Source organism: Flavobacterium sp. (genome assembly GCF_040402955.1).
Taxonomy (GTDB): domain Bacteria; phylum Bacteroidota; class Bacteroidia; order Flavobacteriales; family Flavobacteriaceae; genus Flavobacterium.
On sequence record NZ_JBBALQ010000002.1, the window covers coordinates 94,923 to 115,892 of the forward strand.

16 protein-coding genes are annotated in these 20,970 nt (G+C 31.1%); 15 read left to right on the top strand and 1 reads right to left on the bottom strand.

Annotated elements, in window-relative coordinates; all coding sequences use genetic code 11:
• The first annotated feature begins 69 nt into the window (after positions 1-69).
• The 3 genes from ABWP78_RS01645 to ABWP78_RS01655 all read left to right on the top strand — a co-directional run bounded on the left by ABWP78_RS01645 (position 70) and on the right by ABWP78_RS01655 (position 3,895).
• Positions 70-1,983 (top strand): S9 family peptidase, encoded by a 1,914-nt coding sequence (locus ABWP78_RS01645; protein ID WP_353168298.1) that lies wholly within the window; start codon positions 70-72, stop codon positions 1,981-1,983.
• Positions 1,984-2,125: 142 nt separating this feature from the next.
• The gene (locus ABWP78_RS01650; RefSeq protein WP_353168300.1) at positions 2,126-2,581 is read left to right on the top strand and encodes a hypothetical protein; all 456 of its coding nucleotides are present in this window, start codon (positions 2,126-2,128) and stop codon (positions 2,579-2,581) included.
• A 105-nt stretch (positions 2,582-2,686) separates the two neighbouring features.
• Positions 2,687-3,895 (top strand): BaiN/RdsA family NAD(P)/FAD-dependent oxidoreductase, encoded by a 1,209-nt coding sequence (locus ABWP78_RS01655; protein ID WP_353168303.1) that lies wholly within the window; start codon positions 2,687-2,689, stop codon positions 3,893-3,895.
• On the opposite strand, the gene ABWP78_RS01660 is transcribed toward ABWP78_RS01655, so the two are convergent.
• The gene (locus tag ABWP78_RS01660; RefSeq protein WP_353168306.1) at positions 3,892-4,365 is read right to left on the bottom strand and encodes a TspO/MBR family protein; all 474 of its coding nucleotides are present in this window, start codon (positions 4,363-4,365) and stop codon (positions 3,892-3,894) included. The genes ABWP78_RS01655 and ABWP78_RS01660 overlap by 4 nt on opposite strands.
• A 91-nt stretch (positions 4,366-4,456) precedes the next feature.
• Between ABWP78_RS01660 and mvaD the strand changes: the two genes are divergently transcribed.
• From mvaD to trxA, 12 genes are all read left to right on the top strand, one after another.
• Positions 4,457-5,572: a diphosphomevalonate decarboxylase gene (gene mvaD / locus ABWP78_RS01665; RefSeq protein ID WP_353168309.1), complete on the top strand. Its 1,116-nt coding sequence runs from the start codon at positions 4,457-4,459 to the stop codon at positions 5,570-5,572.
• A gap of 9 nt (positions 5,573-5,581) precedes the next feature.
• Complete coding sequence (locus tag ABWP78_RS01670) at positions 5,582-5,932, top strand: four helix bundle protein (protein ID WP_353168312.1); 351 nt, start codon at positions 5,582-5,584, stop codon at positions 5,930-5,932.
• 36 nt (positions 5,933-5,968) lie between these two features.
• Complete coding sequence (locus ABWP78_RS01675) at positions 5,969-6,907, top strand: mevalonate kinase family protein (RefSeq protein WP_353168315.1); 939 nt, start codon at positions 5,969-5,971, stop codon at positions 6,905-6,907.
• Positions 6,908-6,988: 81 nt separating this feature from the next.
• The gene (locus tag ABWP78_RS01680) at positions 6,989-7,909 is read left to right on the top strand and encodes a geranylgeranylglycerol-phosphate geranylgeranyltransferase (protein ID WP_353168317.1); all 921 of its coding nucleotides are present in this window, start codon (positions 6,989-6,991) and stop codon (positions 7,907-7,909) included.
• A 69-nt stretch (positions 7,910-7,978) separates the two neighbouring features.
• Positions 7,979-8,854, top strand: a complete 876-nt coding sequence (locus ABWP78_RS01685; protein WP_353168320.1) for a pseudouridine synthase — start codon at positions 7,979-7,981, stop codon at positions 8,852-8,854.
• Positions 8,855-8,950: 96 nt separating this feature from the next.
• On the top strand, positions 8,951-9,643 hold the full coding sequence (locus ABWP78_RS01690) for a DUF6252 domain-containing protein (protein WP_353168322.1): 693 nt from the start codon (positions 8,951-8,953) through the stop codon (positions 9,641-9,643).
• A gap of 173 nt (positions 9,644-9,816) precedes the next feature.
• Positions 9,817-14,343, top strand: a complete 4,527-nt coding sequence (dnaE, locus tag ABWP78_RS01695; RefSeq protein ID WP_353168324.1) for a DNA polymerase III subunit alpha — start codon at positions 9,817-9,819, stop codon at positions 14,341-14,343.
• Between the two features lie 15 nt (positions 14,344-14,358).
• Positions 14,359-18,183, top strand: a complete 3,825-nt coding sequence (locus tag ABWP78_RS01700) for a type IIG restriction enzyme/methyltransferase (protein ID WP_353168327.1) — start codon at positions 14,359-14,361, stop codon at positions 18,181-18,183.
• A 145-nt stretch (positions 18,184-18,328) separates the two neighbouring features.
• Positions 18,329-19,327 (top strand): HipA domain-containing protein, encoded by a 999-nt coding sequence (locus ABWP78_RS01705; protein WP_353168330.1) that lies wholly within the window; start codon positions 18,329-18,331, stop codon positions 19,325-19,327.
• Positions 19,328-19,329: 2 nt separating this feature from the next.
• Positions 19,330-19,725 (top strand): HipA N-terminal domain-containing protein, encoded by a 396-nt coding sequence (locus ABWP78_RS01710; RefSeq protein WP_353168332.1) that lies wholly within the window; start codon positions 19,330-19,332, stop codon positions 19,723-19,725.
• Positions 19,726-19,947: 222 nt separating this feature from the next.
• Positions 19,948-20,520: a peroxiredoxin family protein gene (locus tag ABWP78_RS01715; RefSeq protein WP_353168335.1), complete on the top strand. Its 573-nt coding sequence runs from the start codon at positions 19,948-19,950 to the stop codon at positions 20,518-20,520.
• 116 nt (positions 20,521-20,636) lie between these two features.
• Positions 20,637-20,954, top strand: coding sequence for a thioredoxin (gene trxA / locus ABWP78_RS01720; protein ID WP_353147259.1), 318 nt, complete (start codon positions 20,637-20,639; stop codon positions 20,952-20,954).
• The last annotated feature ends 16 nt before the right edge of the window (positions 20,955-20,970 follow it).

Sequence of the window (20,970 nt, forward strand, 5' to 3'; positions counted from 1 at the left end):
TAGACCGTGAAAATAGTTATATTTTTTCAAAAAAGTGCTACTTTTAACCTCATTTTAAATTTTAACAGTATGAAAAAATATATTTTTCTCATTTTCAGTGTACTAAGTATGAGTTCAAATGCGCAACAAATGATGACGCCAGAAAAGTTATGGCAATTAGGTAGAGTGACACCAATAGGGATTTCTAAAGATGGAAAGTCGCTAATATACAAAGTAGGCACGCCAAATATTCAAGAAAATAAAATAGTTTCTAAATATTATTCTGTTCCTGTTGGAGGAGGAAATACGGTAGTTTTAGATAAAATAGATGGCTTAGTAGCAGATAAAAGTATTTCGCCAAACGGACAAGAATATATAAGTGTGCAACAAGTAAAAGTTGAAAAAATATTAGGTTCCGACTTATATCCAAGTTTAGCAAAAACATCCGCTCAAGTATATGAAGGTTTAGATTATCGTCATTGGGATACTTGGAATGATGGCACGCACAATCATTTGTTTGTTGGTACGATTGGTTCAGAAACGGAAAAAGTTTTACCACCAATTGATATTATGCCAAATGAACCTTATAACGCGCCTCAAAAACCATTTGGTGGTGATGAAGATTATGTTTGGTCACCAGATGGAAGCAAAATTATTTATGTGTGCAAGAAAAAAGCCGGAACAGCCTACGCAACAAGCACAAATACCGATTTATATGAGTACGATGTAGCGACAAAAACAACAAAAAATCTTACAGAGAAAAATTTAGGTTACGATACATATCCAACCTTTTCACCTCGAGGTGAATTGAGTTGGTTGCAAATGAAACGCGACGGTTTTGAAGCAGATAAAAACGATATTATCGTAAGAGTCCAAGGTTTCGATGTAAACTTAACTGCCAATTGGAACGGAACTGTTGAGAGCTTTGTATGGGCAAAAGAAGGAAATAAAGTCTATTTTATTGCGCCAGTGCTTGGAACAAAACAGCTTTTTGAAGTAAATCATGTTGGGTTAACGAAAATGTTTCCTGAAGTTATACAACTTACCGATGGCGATTTTGATGTAAACGGAATTGTAGGTTTTACTGGAACTTCCCTTTTAGTAACAAAAACCACTCATAATAGGGCTACAGAAGTGTTTTCGTACGATTTAAAAAAGAAATCTTGGAAACAAATTACGCACGTAAATGATGAAGCCTATTCGAAAATATCAGAATGTACTTCCGAAAAACGTTGGGTAACCACAACGGATGGCAAAAAAATGTTGGTTTGGGCAATTTTACCACCAAATTTCGATAAAACAAAAAAATACCCAACTCTTTTATATTGTCAAGGAGGACCTCAAAGTGCCTTAACGCAATATTATTCTTTCCGATGGAATTTTCAACTTATGGCCTCACAAGGATATATTGTTGTAGCGCCAAACAGAAGAGGTATGCCAGGTCACGGTGTAGAATGGAACGAACAAATTTCTGGAGATTGGGGCGGACAAGTAATGGACGATTATTTATCAGCCATTGACGATATTTCAAAAGAATCGTATGTAGATAAAACCAGAATTGGTGCTGTTGGTGCGAGTTATGGCGGTTATTCGGTATTTCAATTAGCTGGAATTCATAAAAACAGATTTAAAACTTTTATTTCGCATTGCGGCATTTTCAATACAGAAAGTATGTACGGAACTACAGAAGAAGTTTTCTTTACGAATTGGGATTCTGGTGGCGCATATTGGGAAAAAGACAATAAAATCGCACAGAAAACATATAACGAATTCAATCCAATTAAATTGGTAAACAACTGGAATACCCCGATTTTAATTATTCAAGGCGGAAAAGATTACCGTGTGCCAATAGGACAAGGACAAGAAGCTTTTCAAGCGGCTCAATTAAAAGGAATAAAAAGTAAATTTTTACTATTTCCAGATGAAAACCATTGGGTGTTACAACCTCAAAATGCTTTAGTTTGGCAAGGTGAATTTTTTAAATGGTTGAAAGAGACGCTGTAATAATATGCCAATTAGGAAATGTGTCAATTAGTCAATTACAAAAATTAATTTCAGACCTAACAGGTTTTTGAAACCTGTCAGGTCTTATTGAAAAAACAATCAGATTTGTTAATTTGAAAATGTTTAATTTAATTAATTTAGGATGAAAAAATTATTATTATTTTGCTTTTTATTTGTAGTATTTACTCTAAAGTTAAATGCTCAGGATAAATATTTAGAATTGATTAAAAATCAAACGGGTCGAACTTTAAAAATTAAAGAAGACAAAAGAGTAGTTGTAAAAACGAAAAACAGAAAAAGATTCGTTGGTAAAATTAAATTCGTTGATTCACTTCATATTCAAATTGAAAATAGTGTAATACATTTAGATTCTGTTTCCTTTATTAAGAAAAGGTCAACTGTCGGAATTATTTCAAGGTCTGTTTCAATGTATGTCGGAAGTAATTTATTTGCCATAGGGATTATTGCACTTCCAACAGGAATTGGAGTTATTATTTCTGTAGTGGTTTTGCCACCGTCAATTCCATTATTAATATATGCCATCAATTCAAATAAAAGAAGAAGTGAAACGTGGAAATATAAAATTGTTTTTAAATAAATAATTTCAGACCTGACAGGTTTTTGAAACCTGTCAGGTCTTTACATAACAAAAATAAACAAATAACTATTCTTACCTTTAATAGGAAAATAAAGATAACTTCAAATGCAACAATTCAACATCATAATTATAGGCGGTGGCGCAGCCGGTTTCTTTGCAGCGATAAATATTGCAGAAAAACATCCGCAACTTAGTGTGGCCATTCTCGAAAGAGGAAAAGAATGCCTAACTAAGGTTAAAATTTCTGGTGGTGGGCGTTGTAATGTCACACACGCGTGTTTTGTACCGAACGATTTAGTCAAATTTTATCCGCGTGGTGAAAGAGAATTAAAAGGTCCTTTTTCGCAATTTTGTTCTGGCGATACAATTGATTGGTTCGAAAAAAGAGGCATCGAATTAAAAATTGAAGAAGACGGAAGAATGTTCCCAATTACGGATGATTCTCAAACGATAATTGACTGTTTCGAAAAAGACGTAAAGAAATTGGGTATCAAAGTATTTACCTCACAAAGTGTGCAATCTTTATATTTCAATAAGGAAGAACAATGGAAAATGGAAACCCAACACGATGTTTTTGTTGCAGACAAAATTGTAGTCGCAACAGGAAGCAATCCTAAAATTTGGGAAATGATGCATCAAATGGGGCATCAAATTGTTGAACCCGTTCCTTCCTTATTTACATTTAACATTACCGATAAAAGAATAAAAGATTTAATGGGACTTTCGGCGCAAGCCAGTATCAAAATAAAAAATTCTAAATTAGCGTCATCAGGACCTTTATTAATTACACATTGGGGACTTTCAGGACCCGGAATTTTAAGGCTTTCCGCCTGGGGCGCTCGAGAATTGTTTGATAAAAAATATTGTTTTGCCTTGCTTGTAAATTGGCTAGATGAGGTATCTTTTGATGAAGCCATCGAACAATTAAAAGAAATTAAAGAAGAAAATAATAAAAAACTAATTGGCAAATTTTGTCCGTTTGATTTTCCAAAACGATTATGGGAAAATATCGTAACTGCTTCAGATATTGCTTTAGATTATAAATGGGCTGAGGTAACCAATAAGCAAATAAATAGTTTAGCCAATCAGTTAACGCAGGCTGAATTTCAGGTAAATGGTAAAAGCGCATTTAAAGAAGAATTTGTAACCGCTGGAGGCATCGATTTAAAAGAAATTAATTTTAAAACGATGCAAAGTAAAATTTTACCAAAAGTCTTTTTCGCTGGTGAAGTGGTAAATATTGATGCCATAACTGGTGGCTTCAATTTTCAAAATGCTTGGACAAGCGGCTATATAGTTGCCGAGAATATTTAATTCAAGTAAAATATACTAAAAGTCAATAATGTTGCAAAAGAAACCCAAGCAATATAAGGAATGAATAATTTTGCCGCAGTTGCGTTTATCGGCTTAAATAATTTATAACATTCTAACATAACCAATAGCAATAAAATAATTTCAATCGAAGCTAGTAATAGGTTGTGTAAGCTAAAAAATAAATAAGACCATAACGCATTTAATCCCAATTGAAAAATAAAATATTGTAACGCTATTTTAACTTCTTTTGGTTTGTTTTCAATTTCATTCCAAATTAATCCTGCTGCAATCCCCATAAAAATGTAAAGTAACGTCCAAACAGGTGCAAAAATCCAATTTGGTGGATTAAATACAGGTTTTATAAGAGTAGGATACCAAGTGTTTATAGACGATTGTGTAATTTTTCCTGAGAAAAAACCAACGGTCAAACAAATAATTATGCAATACGATATTCTTAAATACTTTTTCATTTTGATAATTTTATTCAAAGATATTCAAAACTTCTGATATCTAACCGCCAAGTTTTAACTTCCTTTTCTATCTTTGTAAAAAATATTTTTTATGTATTCTGATTTAGACTTCATTATTTCAAATTATAGTTCAATAGATGCGGCTTATTTTTCTTGGAGTGCGCCAAGTAATATTGCTTTGGTGAAATATTGGGGAAAAAAAGAAAACGGTGATCAAATTCCAGCCAATCCGTCTATTAGTTTTACGTTGAAAAATTGTAAAACCATTACATCAGTTGCGATTTCTTCTAAAGTTGAAAAAGATACTTCGACAAGCTCAGTACAGCCTGATTTTTCATTCGATTTGTTATTTGAAGGAAAACCGAAAGAAGATTTTAAACCTAAAATTCAAAAGTTTTTCGAAAGAATTTATAAATATTGCCCGTATTTAAAAGAATATTATTTTACAATTGACACCCAAAACACTTTTCCGCATAGTTCAGGAATAGCGTCTTCTGCCTCAGGAATGGCAGCACTTGCTATGAATATTATGAGTTTAGAAAAGGCGTTAAAACCTGAAATTTCCGAAGATTATTTTTATGCAAAAGCATCTTTTTTAGCACGATTAGGTTCAGGGAGTGCTTGCAGAAGTATAATTGGAAACGTTATTGCGTGGGGAAAAAATGAAACCATAAAAAATAGCTCCGACTTATTTGGAGTTGCATTTGAAAATATTCATCTGAATTTTCATAATTTTCAGGATACAATTTTGTTAGTAGATAAAGGCGAAAAGCAAGTTTCAAGTACAGTTGGACATAATTTAATGCATAACCATCCATTTGCTGAACAACGTTTCGAACAAGCACATCATAATATTGCAAAAATTGTTACGTTATTAGAAACAGGAAACGTAACGGAATTTATGAGTTTGGTAGAAAGTGAAGCGTTGACTTTACATGCTATGATGATGACTTCTATGCCCTATTTTATATTAATGAAACCCAATACATTAGAAATTATTAATGCCATTTGGAAGTTCAGAAGCGATACACAAACTCCGGTTTGTTTTACCTTAGATGCAGGAGCCAATGTGCACGTTTTGTATCCTGAGAATGTTAAAGAAAAAGTATTCCAATTTATTCAGCACGAATTAGTTGGCTATTGTCAAAATGGTCAGTATATTTGTGATGAAATTGGAAATGGAAGTCAATTGATAGTTAATAATTAACAATTGATAATGGAAAAGCGAAATGTCATAAAAGAAAAATCTTTCGAATTTGCAAAGGAAATTGTGTATCTTTACAAAAATCTTGCAGATAAAAAAGAGTTTGTGTTGTCAAGGCAATTATTAAAATCAGGAACATCAATTGGCGCTAATATTCGGGAAGCAGAACACGCACAAAGTAAAGCAGATTTTATAAATAAACTTTCAATTTCATTAAAAGAAGCAAATGAAACAGAATATTGGTTAGATTTGCTTTATGAAACAAATTACTTAAGTGATGAGTTGTTTCAGAATTTAAAAATTAAAAATATTGAATTATTAAAATTACTTATAAGTATAATTAATACTTCAAAGAAACAATAGTTATCAATTGTTAATTATTAATTGTCAATTAAAATTATGAAAGGACCACTTTTTTACTCAAAAATATTACTTTTCGGAGAATATGGAATTATAGAAGATTCCAAAGGACTTTCTATACCATATAATTTTTATAATGGTGCATTGAAGTCAGATAAAAATCCGACAGATGAAGCCAAAAAATCAAATCAAAGTTTAGTGAAATTCGTTGCTTATTTAAAGCAATTGCAAACGGAACAACCAGATTTAGTAACGTTTAATATTGAGTTATTACAAAACGACGTTAACCACGGAATGTATTTTGATTCAAGTATCCCACAAGGGTACGGAGTAGGAAGTAGCGGCGCATTAGTAGCGGCTATTTACGATAAATACGCTGCGAATAAAATTACCGTTTTAGAAAATCTAACTAGAGAAAAATTATTGCAATTAAAATCAATTTTTTCTAATATGGAATCCTTTTTCCACGGAAAAAGTTCTGGTTTAGATCCATTGAATAGTTACTTAAGTTTACCAATTCTTATCAATTCAAAAGATAATATTGAAGCTGCTGGAATTCCAAGTCAATCAGCTACAGGAAAAGGCGCTGTTTTCTTATTAGATTCTGGAATTGTTGGAGAAACCGCTCCAATGGTAAATATTTTTATGGAAAATTTAAAAGACCAAGGTTTTAGAAAAATGTTAAAATCACAGTTTATTAAATATACTGATTCTTGTGTGGAAAACTTTTTACAAGGCGATATGAAAGCGTTATTTAAAAACACTAAAGAATTATCTAAAGTAGTTTTAAGTAATTTCAAACCTATGATTCCGGAGCAATTTCATCAAATTTGGCAAAACGGAATTGAAACCAACGAGTACTATTTAAAATTGTGTGGTTCTGGTGGCGGTGGCTATATTTTAGGCTTCACACAAGATTTCGAAAAAGCTAAAAAGTCTTTAAAAGATTATAAATTAGAAATGGTTTATCAATTTTAAAATTTTGTTTAAAGTTTCAGGTTTAACGTTTTTTGATTGCATTACTTTAACTTGAAACTTGAAACTTTAAACTAAAGAAAAATGCTAAGTCGCAACTCTAAAATAGTATTTACCAAAATTTTCAGTTTCTTCTCTGTAGTTCGAGGGTACAACGTTTTTGTTGTAGCGTTAGCACAATATTTAACCGCTATTTACATTTTGGCGCCAGAAACACGGGCCTTAGATATTATTTTAGATTGGAGATTATTCCTTTTAGTAATGGCGTCTACTTTTGCCATTGCTTCGGGATACATTATAAATAATTTTTACGATGCCAAAAAAGACATTATCAATCGTCCTAAAAAATCGTATTTAGACAGATTAGTAAGTCAGAAAACCCAACTTCAAGTTTATTTCACTTTAAATTTCTTTTCGGCTGTATTTGGTTTTATGGTTTCTTGGCGAGCGGCTTTGTTTTATTCTGTTTATATTTTTATTATTTGGTTGTATTCGCATAAGCTAAAAAAAATGCTTTTCATTGGTAATATTTCAGCTTCTTTATTAGCTGTTTTGCCCTTTTTCGGAATTTTATTGTATTTCAAAAACTTTTATCAAGTAATTTTTGCGCACGCCACATTTTTATTTCTAATCATATTGATTCGTGAAATGATTAAAGATTTGGAAAACATTGAAGGCGATTTATCGAATAATTATCAAACCATACCCGTCAATTTTGGGGAAAATTTTGCTAAAAAAATTATTTCATTATTGCTATTGTGTACAATCGTTCCGGTATATTTTCTTATTAATGTGTTTGATGTAGGCTATATGGACATTTATTTTTATTCAAGTTATATTTTACTACTAATTTTTGTTATGAAATTATGGAAGTCGGAAGGAAAAGTAGATTATATTAAACTTCATTTTTTACTAAAGATAATTCTTTTAGCAGGTGTAATTTGTATCGTTCTAATTAAACCGGATGTTATAGAAAACGGTCAAAAATTATTATTAATTAGATAGTGTATCGGCTTCGTACTGCCAATTTCTTACTTCTCACTTAAAATGACTATCTTTGCAAAAAATAAAAGCATGAGAAAATCGTCAGGAGCCAAAAGAAGCGGTAAAGTTTCGGAAAGTAAAAAACCAGATTTTAAGAAAAACGAATCAGGAAAATCTTTTTCTTCAGAAAACAAACCTGCTCCAAAGTTCAATAGAACAGACAAGCCAAAACAACAAGTGGTTAAAATTAAATCTGATAAAGACGAAATCAGATTAAATAAATATGTAGCAAATTCAGGAGTTTGTAGTCGTAGAGATGCCGACATTTATATCCAAAGCGGAAACGTAAAAGTAAACGGTGAAGTGATTACAGAAATGGGACACAAAGTAAAATTAACCGATGTGGTGAATTTTGACGGCGTGAACATTACACCTGAGAAAAAAGAATACATTCTTTTAAATAAACCTAAGAATTTTTCAACTGAGAAGAATGACCAAGGCGCAAACAACGTGTTGCAATTAATAAAGTCACCTTCAAATGTACGATTAGAACCTATTGGAAGAATGGATAAAACCACAACAGGATTATTATTGTTTACAAATGATCCAGATATGGTTAGAAAATTTACAACACCAAATCAACGTTCTTCTAAAATTTATCAAGTTTCTTTAGATAAGAATTTAAAATACGAAGATTTAGAAAAAATTCAAAGTGGCGTTACTATTGAAGGACATAAAGTATATGTAGAAGAAGTAACATTTATTGATGGAGAAGCTAAAAGTGAAATTGGTGTAAAAATGAAAACATCAAATGTAAAAGTGGTTCGAAACATTTTTGAACATTTAAAATATAATGTAATAAAATTAGATCGAGTAGTATTTGCTGGATTAACCAAAAAGAATTTACCAAGAGGCAATTGGAGAGTATTAACCGAACAAGAAGTAGTCAATTTAAAAAATAATTAAAAAAATCCGTCTTTTTCAAGGCGGATTTTTTGTTTCAAATATCAATAATATTAAAATAAAATATATATTTGTAATTCCTTATTTAATAAACGTATAATGAAAAAAATAGTTCAAATTGTTGCCCTTGTTTTAGTAATGGCATCTTGTGAAAATGATATTAAAACTAATTTACCAGCATTTTTAGGTGAAAAAGACAATATTGCATGGCGTGCTTCGGATACAAAAATCACTGCAAATTCAGGCGGAACGATAACAATAAATGCATATAAAGATAATGAAATGGTTACTATAACAGTGCCAAATACAGTTGGTACACATTATTTAGGAACTACAAACCAAGGTGTAAATGCAACGTATTCGTATAGCAATCAGCAATCATTATCATACTTTGAAACAGCATTAATTGAAGGGCCTGTTTTTAAATTACAAGGCGTAACTATTCCTGGTACAGGATATGCAGCTTTAAACGGAAATAATGTAACTACAACAGGAGGTTCAGGAAACGGATTATCATTAAAAATTCAAACCAATAGTTCAGGAGCCGTTACAGGAGCTACCATTGTAAGTAGAGGAGTAGGATATGAACCAGGAGATTTGATTACTGTTAATGGTGGTAATGGCAATGCAAAAGTTACTGTTTTAAATGTTTCAAAAAGTAATGGAGAAGTTGAAATTGAAAAAATTGAAGGCAATTTGTATTCAGGAACATTCAAATTTAATGCAGTTGATGAACAAGGAACAGTAGTAAATTTTAATAAAGGAATTTTTTATAAAGTGCCAATTTTATAAAATATTTTTCACATATATAACTAATAACCACTTCATTCAGGAGTGGTTTTTTGTTTTTGTTAATAACTAAAATTGCCTCAAAAAAAGATAAATTGTATTTTTGAATTCTTTCACTTTTTAAAATGTTTGATAGTTTTGAGATTTGGAATTTAATAACTTGGAATTTATAATTTATGTATTTAATCTTCGATACCGAAACCACAGGATTGCCTAAAAGTTGGTCTGCGCCAATTACAGACACTAACAATTGGCCTCGTTGTGTGCAAATTGCTTGGCAATTACATGACGATATGGGAATCCTTATCGAACATCAAGATTATTTAGTGAAACCAGAAGGATATAACATTCCATTTGATGCAGAAAGAATTCACGGAATTTCAACAGAATTAGCCACTCAAGAAGGTTTTGGTTTAAGTGAAATCCTTGAAAAATTTAATATTGCTTTATCTCAAGCCAACTATATTGTAGGGCAAAATGTAGGTTTTGATGTAAATATTATGGGTTGCGAATTTCATCGGTTTGGAATAGCTACCGATTTAACTAAAATGCCCATTTTAGATACGTGTACAGAAACTACGGCTTTACTATTAAAATTACCTGGCGGACGTGGTGGAAAATTTAAACTACCCACATTAACAGAATTACACGAATATTTATTTAACGAAAAATTTGCAGAAGCTCATAATGCCACTGCCGATGTAGAAGCCACAACGCGTTGTTTTTTAGAATTAGTAAAACGCGGAAATTTTAATTCAAACGAATTACCTGTTTCTGAAGAATATTATGCAACATTCAAATCTAATAATCCAGATGTAAAACCAATCGGATTAAAACATATTAATTTAAAAAAGGCTTCAACTACTTTAAGAGAAAAATTACAACAACAACTTCCTAAAGATATTGAAATTTTACCTGAAAATTTAGAAGATATTTCAGATGTTGCCTTTGCACATTTGCACAATCATTCGCAGTTTTCGGTTTTACAATCTACCATTTCCATTCCTAATTTGATTGAAAATACGGTAAAGCAAAAAATGCCAGCAGTTGCCCTTACAGATATAGGAAATATGATGGGTGCTTTTCAATTTGTAAGTGGAATTCTAAATCATAATAAATCGGCGGAAGCCAAAAACAAGGAATTAGTTGAAGCTGGTGAACAACCAACAGAAACCATCATTAAACCAATAGTAGGTTGCGAATTTTTTGTTTGCAACAATCATAAAGACAAATCGAATAAAGACAATGGATATCAAGTTGTTTTCTTAGCTAAGAATAAAAAAGGATATCATAATTTAGCAAAACTGTCATCAAAAGCCTATACAGATGGGTTTTACTACGTGCCTCGTATCGATAAAGAACTAATCAAACAATATAAAGAAGACATTATTGTTTTAACAGGAAGTTTATATGGTGAAGTGCCAAATAAAATTCTGAATCTAGGAGAAAATCAAGCTGAAGAAGCCTTGTTATGGTGGAAAGAACAGTTTGGCGAAGATTTGTACATCGAATTAATGAATCACAATCAAGAGGATGAAAAAGCAGTAAATACTACGCTAATTCAGTTTTCTAAAAAACATAATGTAAAGCTAATTGCTACAAACAACACGTTTTACATCAATAAAGAAGATGCCAACGCACACGATATTTTATTATGTGTAAAAGAGGGCGAAAAACAAGCCACACCAATTGGTCGTGGACGTGGCTATCGTTTCGGCTTACCCAATCAAGAATATTATTTCAAGTCAGCAAATGATATGAAAAAATTGTTTCCGCAAACTCCGGAAGCCATTAGTAATGTTCAAGAAATTGTAGATAAAATTGAAATATATTCGCTTTCGCGAGATGTATTACTTCCAAAATTTGATATTCCAGAAGAATTTCAGGATCCTGAAGACATAATAGATAAAGGTGTTCGAGGCGAAAATGCTTATTTACGACATTTAACTTATGAAGGAGCCAAAAAACGTTATGGTGAAATCACAGATGAAATCAGAGAACGTATTGATTTTGAACTACTAACAATTAGTAATTCAGGTTATCCGGGCTATTTTTTAATTGTACAGGATTTTATCGCCGAAGCCCGAAAAATGGATGTTTCGGTTGGTCCGGGTCGTGGTTCTGCAGCGGGTTCAGTTGTCGCCTATTGTTTGTGGATTACGAATATCGATCCATTATTATACAATTTGCTTTTCGAACGTTTTTTAAATCCAGACCGTGTGTCGATGCCCGATATTGACATCGATTTTGATGACGAAGGTCGAGGTAAAGTTATGGATTATGTAATAAAAAAATACGGTTCCAATCAAGTGGCGCAAATTATCACGTATGGAAAAATGGCCACGAAATCAGCTATTCGAGATACGGCACGAGTTTTAGATTTACCTTTATTTGAAGCGGATAGAATTGCAAAATTAATTCCAGCAATGATGCCAGGAAAATGGAATTTAGCACGATTTTTATCGGAAAAAGAAGAAGAGGTTAAAAAAGCCGTTCGTTCAGATGAATTTGAGCGAGTAAAAGAATTAATTGAAATTGCCAATCAAGGCGAACTTTCTGGAGAAACCATTCAACAAGCAAAAATTTTAGAGGGGTCGCTCCGAAATACAGGAATTCACGCTTGCGGTGTGATTATTACACCAGATGATATTACCAATTTCGTACCTGTAACGACAGCAAAAGATTCGGATTTATATGTAACCCAGTTTGATAACGCGGTAGCCGAAAGTGCGGGTTTGTTAAAAATGGACTTCTTAGGTTTAAAAACATTAACCCTTATAAAAGACACAGTTAAACTTGTAAAATATAAGCGAAATATCGATTTAGATCCCGATGCATTTCCTATTGACGATAAAAAAACATACGAATTATTCCAACGTGGCGAAACGGTAGGTATTTTTCAATACGAATCGCCAGGAATGCAAAAATATTTGAAAGATTTAAAACCAACGGTTTTTGGAGATTTAATTGCAATGAATGCATTATATCGACCAGGTCCGTTAGAATATATTCCTTCTTTCGTTCGAAGAAAAAATGGTTTAGAACCCATTGCGTATGATTTAGATGCTTGTGAAGAATATTTAGCAGAAACTTACGGAATTACAGTTTACCAAGAGCAAGTAATGCTTTTGTCTCAATCATTAGCGGGTTTTACTAAAGGTGATGCCGACGTACTTCGTAAAGCAATGGGTAAAAAAGACAAGCCGGTCTTGGATAAAATGAAGCCTAAATTCATCGCGCAAGCAGAAGAAAAAGGACACGACGCTAAAATATTAGAGAAAATTTGGAAAGACTGGGAAGCGTTTGCGAGTTATGCATTCAATAAATCGCACTCCACTTGTTATGCTTGGATTGCTTATCAAACTGCCTATTTAAAAGCACATTATCCAGCAGAATATATGGCGGCTGTGCTTTCAAACAATATGAACGATATCAAATCGGTTTCCTTTTTTATGGAAGAATGCAAGCGAATGGGCTTAGAAGTTTTAGGTCCAGATGTCAATGAATCGTTTTACAAGTTTACCGTAAACGATAATAAGGCAATTCGCTTTGGAATGGGCGCGATTAAAGGTGTTGGAGAAAACGCAGTAAAAACAATAGTTGAAGTACGAAAAGAAGGCCGTTTTAAGTCTATTTTCGATTTAGCAAAACGAATTGATTTGCGTGCAGCCAATAAAAAAGCATTCGAAAACTTAGCCTTAGCAGGTGGTTTTGATGAATTTGGTAACACACATCGTGCACAATATTTCCATACGGACGGCGATAACAGTACATTTTTGGAAAAAGCAATCCGTTTTGGAGCGAAGTTTCAAGAAAATGAAAATTCTTCTCAAGTAAGTTTATTTGGCGATGCATCTGACGTACAAATTGCCGAACCAATTGTGCCGCCTTGTGAAGAATGGAATACCTTAGAAAAATTATCTCGCGAAAAAGAAGTAGTAGGAATATATATATCAGGTCATCCGCTAGACGATTATAAATTTGAAATGAAATATTTCTGCAATACCAAGTTGCAAGCACTACATAATTTGGAGCCATTAATAGGTAAAAATCTATCTTTTGGTGGAATTGTTTCCAATGTGCAACATCGCACCACGCAACAAAATAAAGGTTGGGCAACATTCAATATTGAAGGCTACGAAGAAAGTTTCGAATTTAGAATATTTAACGATGAGTATTTAAAATACCGACCTTTTTTGACTCAAAATGAATTCGTATTTATAAAAATATTTATTAAAGAAGGTTGGACGAATAAAGAAACTGGAAAAAAATCAGAGCCAAGAATTAACTTTTTAATGGTGCAAAGTTTACAGGATGTTTTACCCAATTTTGCTAAAAAATTAACCATTCAATTGCCAATTGAAGAGTTAAAAGAACAATTAATTTCGAAATTAAACGAACTTTTTTCCGTTAATCAAGGAGATTTTAATGTGACTTTCGAATTGTTAGAATTAGAAAAAGTAAAACGATTTGTAAAGCGAGAAATCGAAATTGATGACGAAATTCAAGATGAAAATCTTGTTGAAACAGAGGATGAGGTAGAAAATAACACTGAAATTATAATAGAAAATCAAATGGAAGAAATTGAAGAAACTATTATAAAAAACAAGTTAGAAATGCCAAGTAGAAAACTAAAAATTAATATTTCTAAAGATTTGTTGGAAGGTTTAGAGAAAATGCAAGTTAATTTTAAGTTGAATTAATACCAAAACATAAAAATGAAGCTACTAAAAATAAAACCTTCTAAAAGTTTAAATAAAGCGTATTACAAGCAATCACTTACGCGCGAACAAATTGAACTTTTTAAAAAGGAATTAAAAAATACATTTAATCATATTGATGAAAAACAAGATGAAGAATATCATAAAAATGTTATTGCCGACTTGTTTAAAAACGTGTATTGCAAAGATAAGTATCTTGTAAATGTTAATAAAAAAGAAGATTTAGTAATTCGTTTAGGAAATGCTACTACCGATGATGTTGGCGTTTTGCTAGAGTTTAAAAAACCAACCGAAAAGCGCGATATGGTTTCAGCAGAAAATGCCAATGTAAAAGCATTGCAAGAAGCTGTTTTGTATTATCTGCGTCAAACGGTTGATAATGATAATCATAAAATTACCAACATTGTAATTACCAATATATACGAATGGTTTATTTTTGATGGCGTTTGGTTTGAAAAAAACATTTTTAGAAATAGTAAACTTAAAAAAGACTATTTGGATTTTAAAAATTCTGGTCACAAAACTAATCACTTTTATGATTTAATTGCGGCTAAATATCTAGCAAAATTTAAAGAAGAAGTTCCTTGCACTTATTTTAATTTATTAGATTATAAAGATAAGATAACCAACGATAATCCAAATGACGATGATGATTTAATAGATTTATACAAAATTCTATCACCAGAACATTTGCTAAACAAAAAATTTGTTAACGACAGCAATTCCTTAAATACCGATTTCTATAACGAATTACTCTATATAATTGGGCTTGAAGAAAGCAAAGAAACTGCCAAAAAAACCATTAGAAGAATAAACGAAGCCGAACGCAATGAAGGCTCGCTTATAGAAAACACAATAACAAAACTAAAAAGTAAAAAATATTTTGGTTATGACAGCAATGAAGAAACTGAAAATCAATATTATGAACTTGCTTTAGAATTATGTATCACATGGTTAAACAGGATTTTGTTTTTAAAATTATTAGAATCGCAATTAATCAAATACCACCGTGGCGACAAGGAAAATTATGCCTTTTTAACAGCTGAAAAAATTACCGATTTTGATGAATTAGAAGAATTGTTTTTTGAAGTGTTAGCCGAAAAAACCGCCGACAGAAACCCATCTATTGCAGCAAAATACAAAGACATTCCATATCTAAATAGTTCGTTGTTTGAAATGACCAATTTAGAAAAAAATGCTTTGGCTTTAAGCAATTTAAAAGACCGATTAGAATTTCCTGTTTTCAAAAAGTCAGTTTTAAAGAAAGGAACAAAAGATACTATTAAACCTAAAACCAGTTTAAAATATCTTTTAGAATTTCTGGATGCATACAACTTTGCCAGCGAAAGCAATGCGAAAATTCAAGAGGAAAATAAATCAATCATAAACGCATCAGTGCTTGGTTTGATATTTGAAAAAATAAACGGTTACAAAGACGGTTCGTTTTTTACGCCAGGTTTTATTACCATGTATATGTGTAGAGAAACCATCCGAAAAGCCGTGGTGGAAAAATTTAAAAACCAATTTCCTAAATGTGAATCAATTACAGACTTTGATGAGCTAAAAGACAAAATAGATTACACTAATAAAGCACAGCGACAAGAAGCCAATCGTATTATAAATGAAATAAAAATAGTAGATCCTGCAGTAGGTTCAGGACACTTTTTGGTTTCGGCGCTCAATGAAATGATTGCCATTAAAGCCGATTTACAAATTCTTTCGTACACCAACGGGAACCGTGTTTTAGGATACACGATTACGCTAGATAATGACGAGTTAATCATTCAAAATCAAGAAACCGACAAACTATTTGAATATACGCTAAACCAAAACAATAAGATTATTCCTGAGTTGCAAGAGTTGCAAGATTGCTTATTTACCGAAAAACAAATCATTATAGAAAACTGTCTTTTTGGAGTGGACATTAACCCAAAGTCAGTGATGATTTGCCAATTGCGTTTATGGATTGAGTTATTAAAAAATGCCTATTACACTAAGGAAAGTGATTATACAGAATTACACACTTTGCCCAATATTGACATTAATATAAAAACAGGCAACTCGTTGATTTCTAAATTTGCCATCAAAGACAATGTTTTTGAACGTATAACAGGTTTTCAGAAAAAACTAACCGATTATAAAAAATGGGTTAGTATTTATAAAGAAACTAACGACAAAAAAGCCAAAGCCGTTTTAAAACAGAATTTGCAACTTTTTAAAGACGAGTTCAAACTAGCCGATTTACGTGTAACGAAGTTGCAAAACGATTTACGAAAACTAAACGGCGAGTTCTATGACAAATACCAAACCTACCAAGTTTTTGCCAGCGAATTGACTGAAAAAGAATTAAAAGCTAAAGAAAAACTAGAGGCGGCTATAAATGACAAACAAGTTGAAATACAACAGCTAAAAGACAATCCCATTTATGCCAATGCCTTTGAATGGCGTTTTGAATTTCCAGAAGTGTTAGACGATAAAGGTAATTTTATTGGGTTTGATGTGGTGATTGGTAATCCACCGTATATAAAAGAATATGAAGGAAAGTATATTTTTGATGGTTTACGAGAAAATGAAGTTTATCAAGGAAAAATGGATATTTGGTATATGTTTACTTGTGACGGAATTAAACTTTTAAAAGAAAACGGATTACTAAATTTTATTGCACCAAACAATTGGACAACAAATTCTGGTGCAAGCAAAATGAGAAATTTTGTTTTATCAAAATCTAAAATAGAAAGTTTAATAGATTTTGGAAGTTATATGGTTTTTGATACCGCAAGTATTCAAACAATGATTATGACTTTCAAAAAACAAATTTCTGAAAAATATAGTTTTGATTATAGAAAAATACAATCCAACAAACCAGTTTATGAAAATGCTGTACAACTTTTAAATAAAACAGAAAATGAAAATTGCATTTATTTAGAACAAAATATAGTACCAAAAAACGCAATAAATCAATTATTAACATTTACTAATTCTGTAAATGACATTATTTTAAATAAATTAGTTGAGAAGAGGAATTTTGTTTTAAGTGATAAAGAAGTTGCTAACGGTATTCATCCACATCACGATTTTGTAAATAAAAAAATCTTAGAAGTTTTAGGTAATGATTATAAAGTTGGAGATGGAATTTTTGCATTGAGTGAGACCGAAAAAGAAAATTTAGAATTATCAGAACAAGAGTTAAAACTTATTAAACCTTATTTTACTTCGGAACAGTTTTTTAGATATTTTTCTAACAATAAAAATGATTATTGGTTAATTTATACCTCTTCAAAATTCAAAAACCCAAGTGAAATTAAACCTTATCCAAATATAAAAAATCATTTAGATAAATTTAAAAATGTAATAACATCAGATAATAAACCTTATGGTTTGCACAGAACACGAGAAGAACGATTTTTTAAAGGTGAAAAAATAATTACTTTAAGAAAATGTGCAGGAAAACCTGTTTTTTCATATACTGATTTTGACAGTTATGTTTCAGCTACTTTTTATGTAATCAAAACTGAAAGATTAAATCAAAAATATTTAACAGGATTATTAAATTCAAAACTAATTGAATTTTGGTTACGAAATAAAGGTAAAATGCAAGGCAACAATTTTCAATTAGACAAAGAGCCATTGTTGAAAATGCCCATTTTTTCACCATCTGAAACGAAACAAAAAGAAGTAGAAACCCTCGTCGACCAAATCCTTTCTCTCAAAAAAGAAAACCCCAAAGCACATACAAGTGATTTAGAAAACGAGATAGATAACTTGGTGTATCAGTTGTATGAGTTAACACCAGAGGAGATTGAAGTGGTGAAGAAGAGTTAGATGATATAGAAATAAAAGTTATTAACAATAAGAAGATCTTATTTGATGGTTATTTGATAAAAAAGCAATAAATTTACATAAAGCCCTTATAAATAAAGGAAAGTTTATTTGATAGTTATTTAATTATGGAGGAAGAAAAGTTAAAATGGCAAAACTTATAAAATATAAAATAGTAAATCAATCCGGGTTAAAACTACAACCACGAGATATTCCTGTACTCAAAAAAAACAATTATACCACAAATAATGATTCTGTTGGAGGTGATGCGCCAAAAAATGTAATTAATGTTTATGAATATGGTAAAGTTAAAAAAGCTAAACCTTCTAAGTGGACAAAATACATCGCAAAAATAGGTCATAAATGGTATCCCAATGAAAGCATTACCGAACAGTTATTAACTGATTTAGGAAAATGTTTTTCAATATCAATAGCTAATTCAAAATTAGTATTTGCAGAAAATTATATTCGTTTTCTTAGCGAACATTTTCATACTAACGAGCAAATTTTAGAACATGGTGCAGATATTTTGTCAAGTTATATGAATGAGGAAGGTACAGCTTGGATTGATGATTTAGATAGACAAAAAAAATTAAAAGATGATGTAAATATTTTGGATGTTATAAACGCAATTACATGTATTTACAAACAAGATGCTGATTGTATTTTGAATTCATTTTTTCACATGTTATTGTTTGATGCATTTACAGGAAACAATGACAGGCATTATTACAATTGGGGTGTAATTTCACATATTAAAAATAAACATAAACCAAACTTCTCACCAGTTTATCATTCTGCACGTGGATTATTTTGGAACAAATCTGATAAAAATGTTGTATATTTGCATCAGGAATTGAATAATCCAAACAATAAACAATTGGATAAATACGTTTTAAGTTCAGTGCCAAAAATAAGTATTCCAAATAACTCAAAGTGTAATCATTTTGATTTAATTAAATACTTGAAAGCAAATAATTATCTCAATGAAGAACATGTTGCAATATGGTCTAATAAGGAAAATTTATCAAATTGTGTCAATTTATTAGGCACAAAATTTGATAAACTGTTTATTAATGAAAGAAAATCATTAATTCAAATAGTTCTTGAAAAAAGATTTAATCTATTAGAACAAATACTTAAATAAACATGAAAAATTTTTTCAAAAAAATACTAATCAATTCAACTTTAAACAACTCTATTAATAGTGTGAATATAGTTGAGAGTAATCCTGTGTTTTTTTTAAAATACAACAATCAAGAAATCGGAAAATTATCCTACAAAAATGGAGTTTGGTTTTTTGAATACTCAGATTGGTTTAAAAAGCAACAAGATTTTCGTCCATTGATTGAGTTTCCAAATAAAGATAAACAATATCAATCTAACGAATTATGGACTTTTTTTGCAAGTCGTATTCCGTCTTTAAAGCAACCAAAGGTTCAAGAATTTATCTCAGAAAACAATAATAAAGTTGATTTCATTGAGTTGTTAAAAAAATTCGGTAAAACTTCTGTAAATAATCCATATTATCTTGATATTTTATAATAAACATGCTTACCCCACAAACGAGAGCAAACAAAACAAGCTAAACCCTAAAAAATGTTTTTTTAAACAATAAAACAAAAGGATTATGTTTATGGGTAAGAGCGGGACGCTCGCACTAGCATGGAAATAGTTTTTTGGTAAAATTAAATTCATAATTTGTAGTTTACTTAACATATTTTGTAATAAATAATGCTCAAATTTGCTTTTTAACTTACGTAACTAATGAAAAAAATACTATTTATTTTGTTGTCTATTACAGGAGTCAGTTTTGCCCAAATTGCTGAAACTTCTGACGCAATATCGCCATTATTAATTGGAGAAAAAATTCCAAAACAAAATATAATGTCTGTTGATAATCAGTTGGTTTCAACTTCGGAAATATTTAATAAAAAAACAGTTTTAATACTTTATCGAGGGGGTTGGTGTCCGTATTGCAACGCCCAACTAATGGATATGCAAGAAATTGAAAGTCAAATTATTGAATTGGGCTACCAAATTGTAGCCATAAGTCCAGATTCGCCAAAGTTTTTAAAAGAAACTACAACAGAAGATAAATTAAATTATCAATTGTTTTCTGATAGTGACGGAGCGTTTTCTCAGGCGTTAGGTGTTGCTTTTAAAAGAGAAAAACCAAAATTAGAAAAATACTCTGAAGGCAAAAATCCAGGATTTCTTCCTGTTCCAACCGTTTATGTTTTAAATGAAAACAGAGAAATTGAATTTATGTATATCAATCCAAATTACACCAAAAGATTAAAAGGCGATTTGTTGCTTGCAGTGTTAAAAAACCTATAAATTGATTTTTCTAATTCTCAAATAGGTAAAAGAAATCATATTTTTTTTCATAGCTTAAATATATTTTCTACTTTCGCAGTATAATAATTACAGTATAAAAAAATAAATATAAAAATATGGCATTAGCAATTACAGACGCTACTTTTGAGGAAGTAGTATTAAAATCAGACAAACCAGTTGTAGTAGATTTTTGGGCAGCTTGGTGTGGACCTTGCAGAATGGTTGGGCCAGTTATTGATGAGGTAGCTACAGAATACGAAGGAAAAGCAGTTGTTGGTAAAGTAGATGTTGATGCAAATCAAGAATTTGCCGCAAAATACGGCGTAAGAAACATCCCAACAGTATTAATGTTTCAAAATGGAGAAGTAGTTGGAAGACAAGTAGGAGTAGCTCCTAAGAAAACCTATACTGACGCAATAGACGCTTTACTATAATTTATAGAAAACACAT

Bases quoted from the DNA above. Each gene is read 5' to 3' on its own strand.
- ABWP78_RS01645 (WP_353168298.1), top strand. From the start codon at position 70: ATGAAAAAATATATTTTTCTCATTTTCAGTGTACTAAGTATGAGTTCA.
- ABWP78_RS01650 (WP_353168300.1), top strand. From the start codon at position 2,126: ATGAAAAAATTATTATTATTTTGCTTTTTATTTGTAGTATTTACTCTA.
- ABWP78_RS01655 (WP_353168303.1), top strand. From the start codon at position 2,687: ATGCAACAATTCAACATCATAATTATAGGCGGTGGCGCAGCCGGTTTC.
- ABWP78_RS01660 (WP_353168306.1), bottom strand. From the start codon at position 4,365: ATGAAAAAGTATTTAAGAATATCGTATTGCATAATTATTTGTTTGACC.
- mvaD (WP_353168309.1), top strand. From the start codon at position 4,457: ATGTATTCTGATTTAGACTTCATTATTTCAAATTATAGTTCAATAGAT.
- ABWP78_RS01670 (WP_353168312.1), top strand. From the start codon at position 5,582: ATGGAAAAGCGAAATGTCATAAAAGAAAAATCTTTCGAATTTGCAAAG.
- ABWP78_RS01675 (WP_353168315.1), top strand. From the start codon at position 5,969: ATGAAAGGACCACTTTTTTACTCAAAAATATTACTTTTCGGAGAATAT.
- ABWP78_RS01680 (WP_353168317.1), top strand. From the start codon at position 6,989: ATGCTAAGTCGCAACTCTAAAATAGTATTTACCAAAATTTTCAGTTTC.
- ABWP78_RS01685 (WP_353168320.1), top strand. From the start codon at position 7,979: ATGAGAAAATCGTCAGGAGCCAAAAGAAGCGGTAAAGTTTCGGAAAGT.
- ABWP78_RS01690 (WP_353168322.1), top strand. From the start codon at position 8,951: ATGAAAAAAATAGTTCAAATTGTTGCCCTTGTTTTAGTAATGGCATCT.
- dnaE (WP_353168324.1), top strand. From the start codon at position 9,817: ATGTATTTAATCTTCGATACCGAAACCACAGGATTGCCTAAAAGTTGG.
- ABWP78_RS01700 (WP_353168327.1), top strand. From the start codon at position 14,359: ATGAAGCTACTAAAAATAAAACCTTCTAAAAGTTTAAATAAAGCGTAT.
- ABWP78_RS01705 (WP_353168330.1), top strand. From the start codon at position 18,329: ATGGCAAAACTTATAAAATATAAAATAGTAAATCAATCCGGGTTAAAA.
- ABWP78_RS01710 (WP_353168332.1), top strand. From the start codon at position 19,330: ATGAAAAATTTTTTCAAAAAAATACTAATCAATTCAACTTTAAACAAC.
- ABWP78_RS01715 (WP_353168335.1), top strand. From the start codon at position 19,948: ATGAAAAAAATACTATTTATTTTGTTGTCTATTACAGGAGTCAGTTTT.
- trxA (WP_353147259.1), top strand. From the start codon at position 20,637: ATGGCATTAGCAATTACAGACGCTACTTTTGAGGAAGTAGTATTAAAA.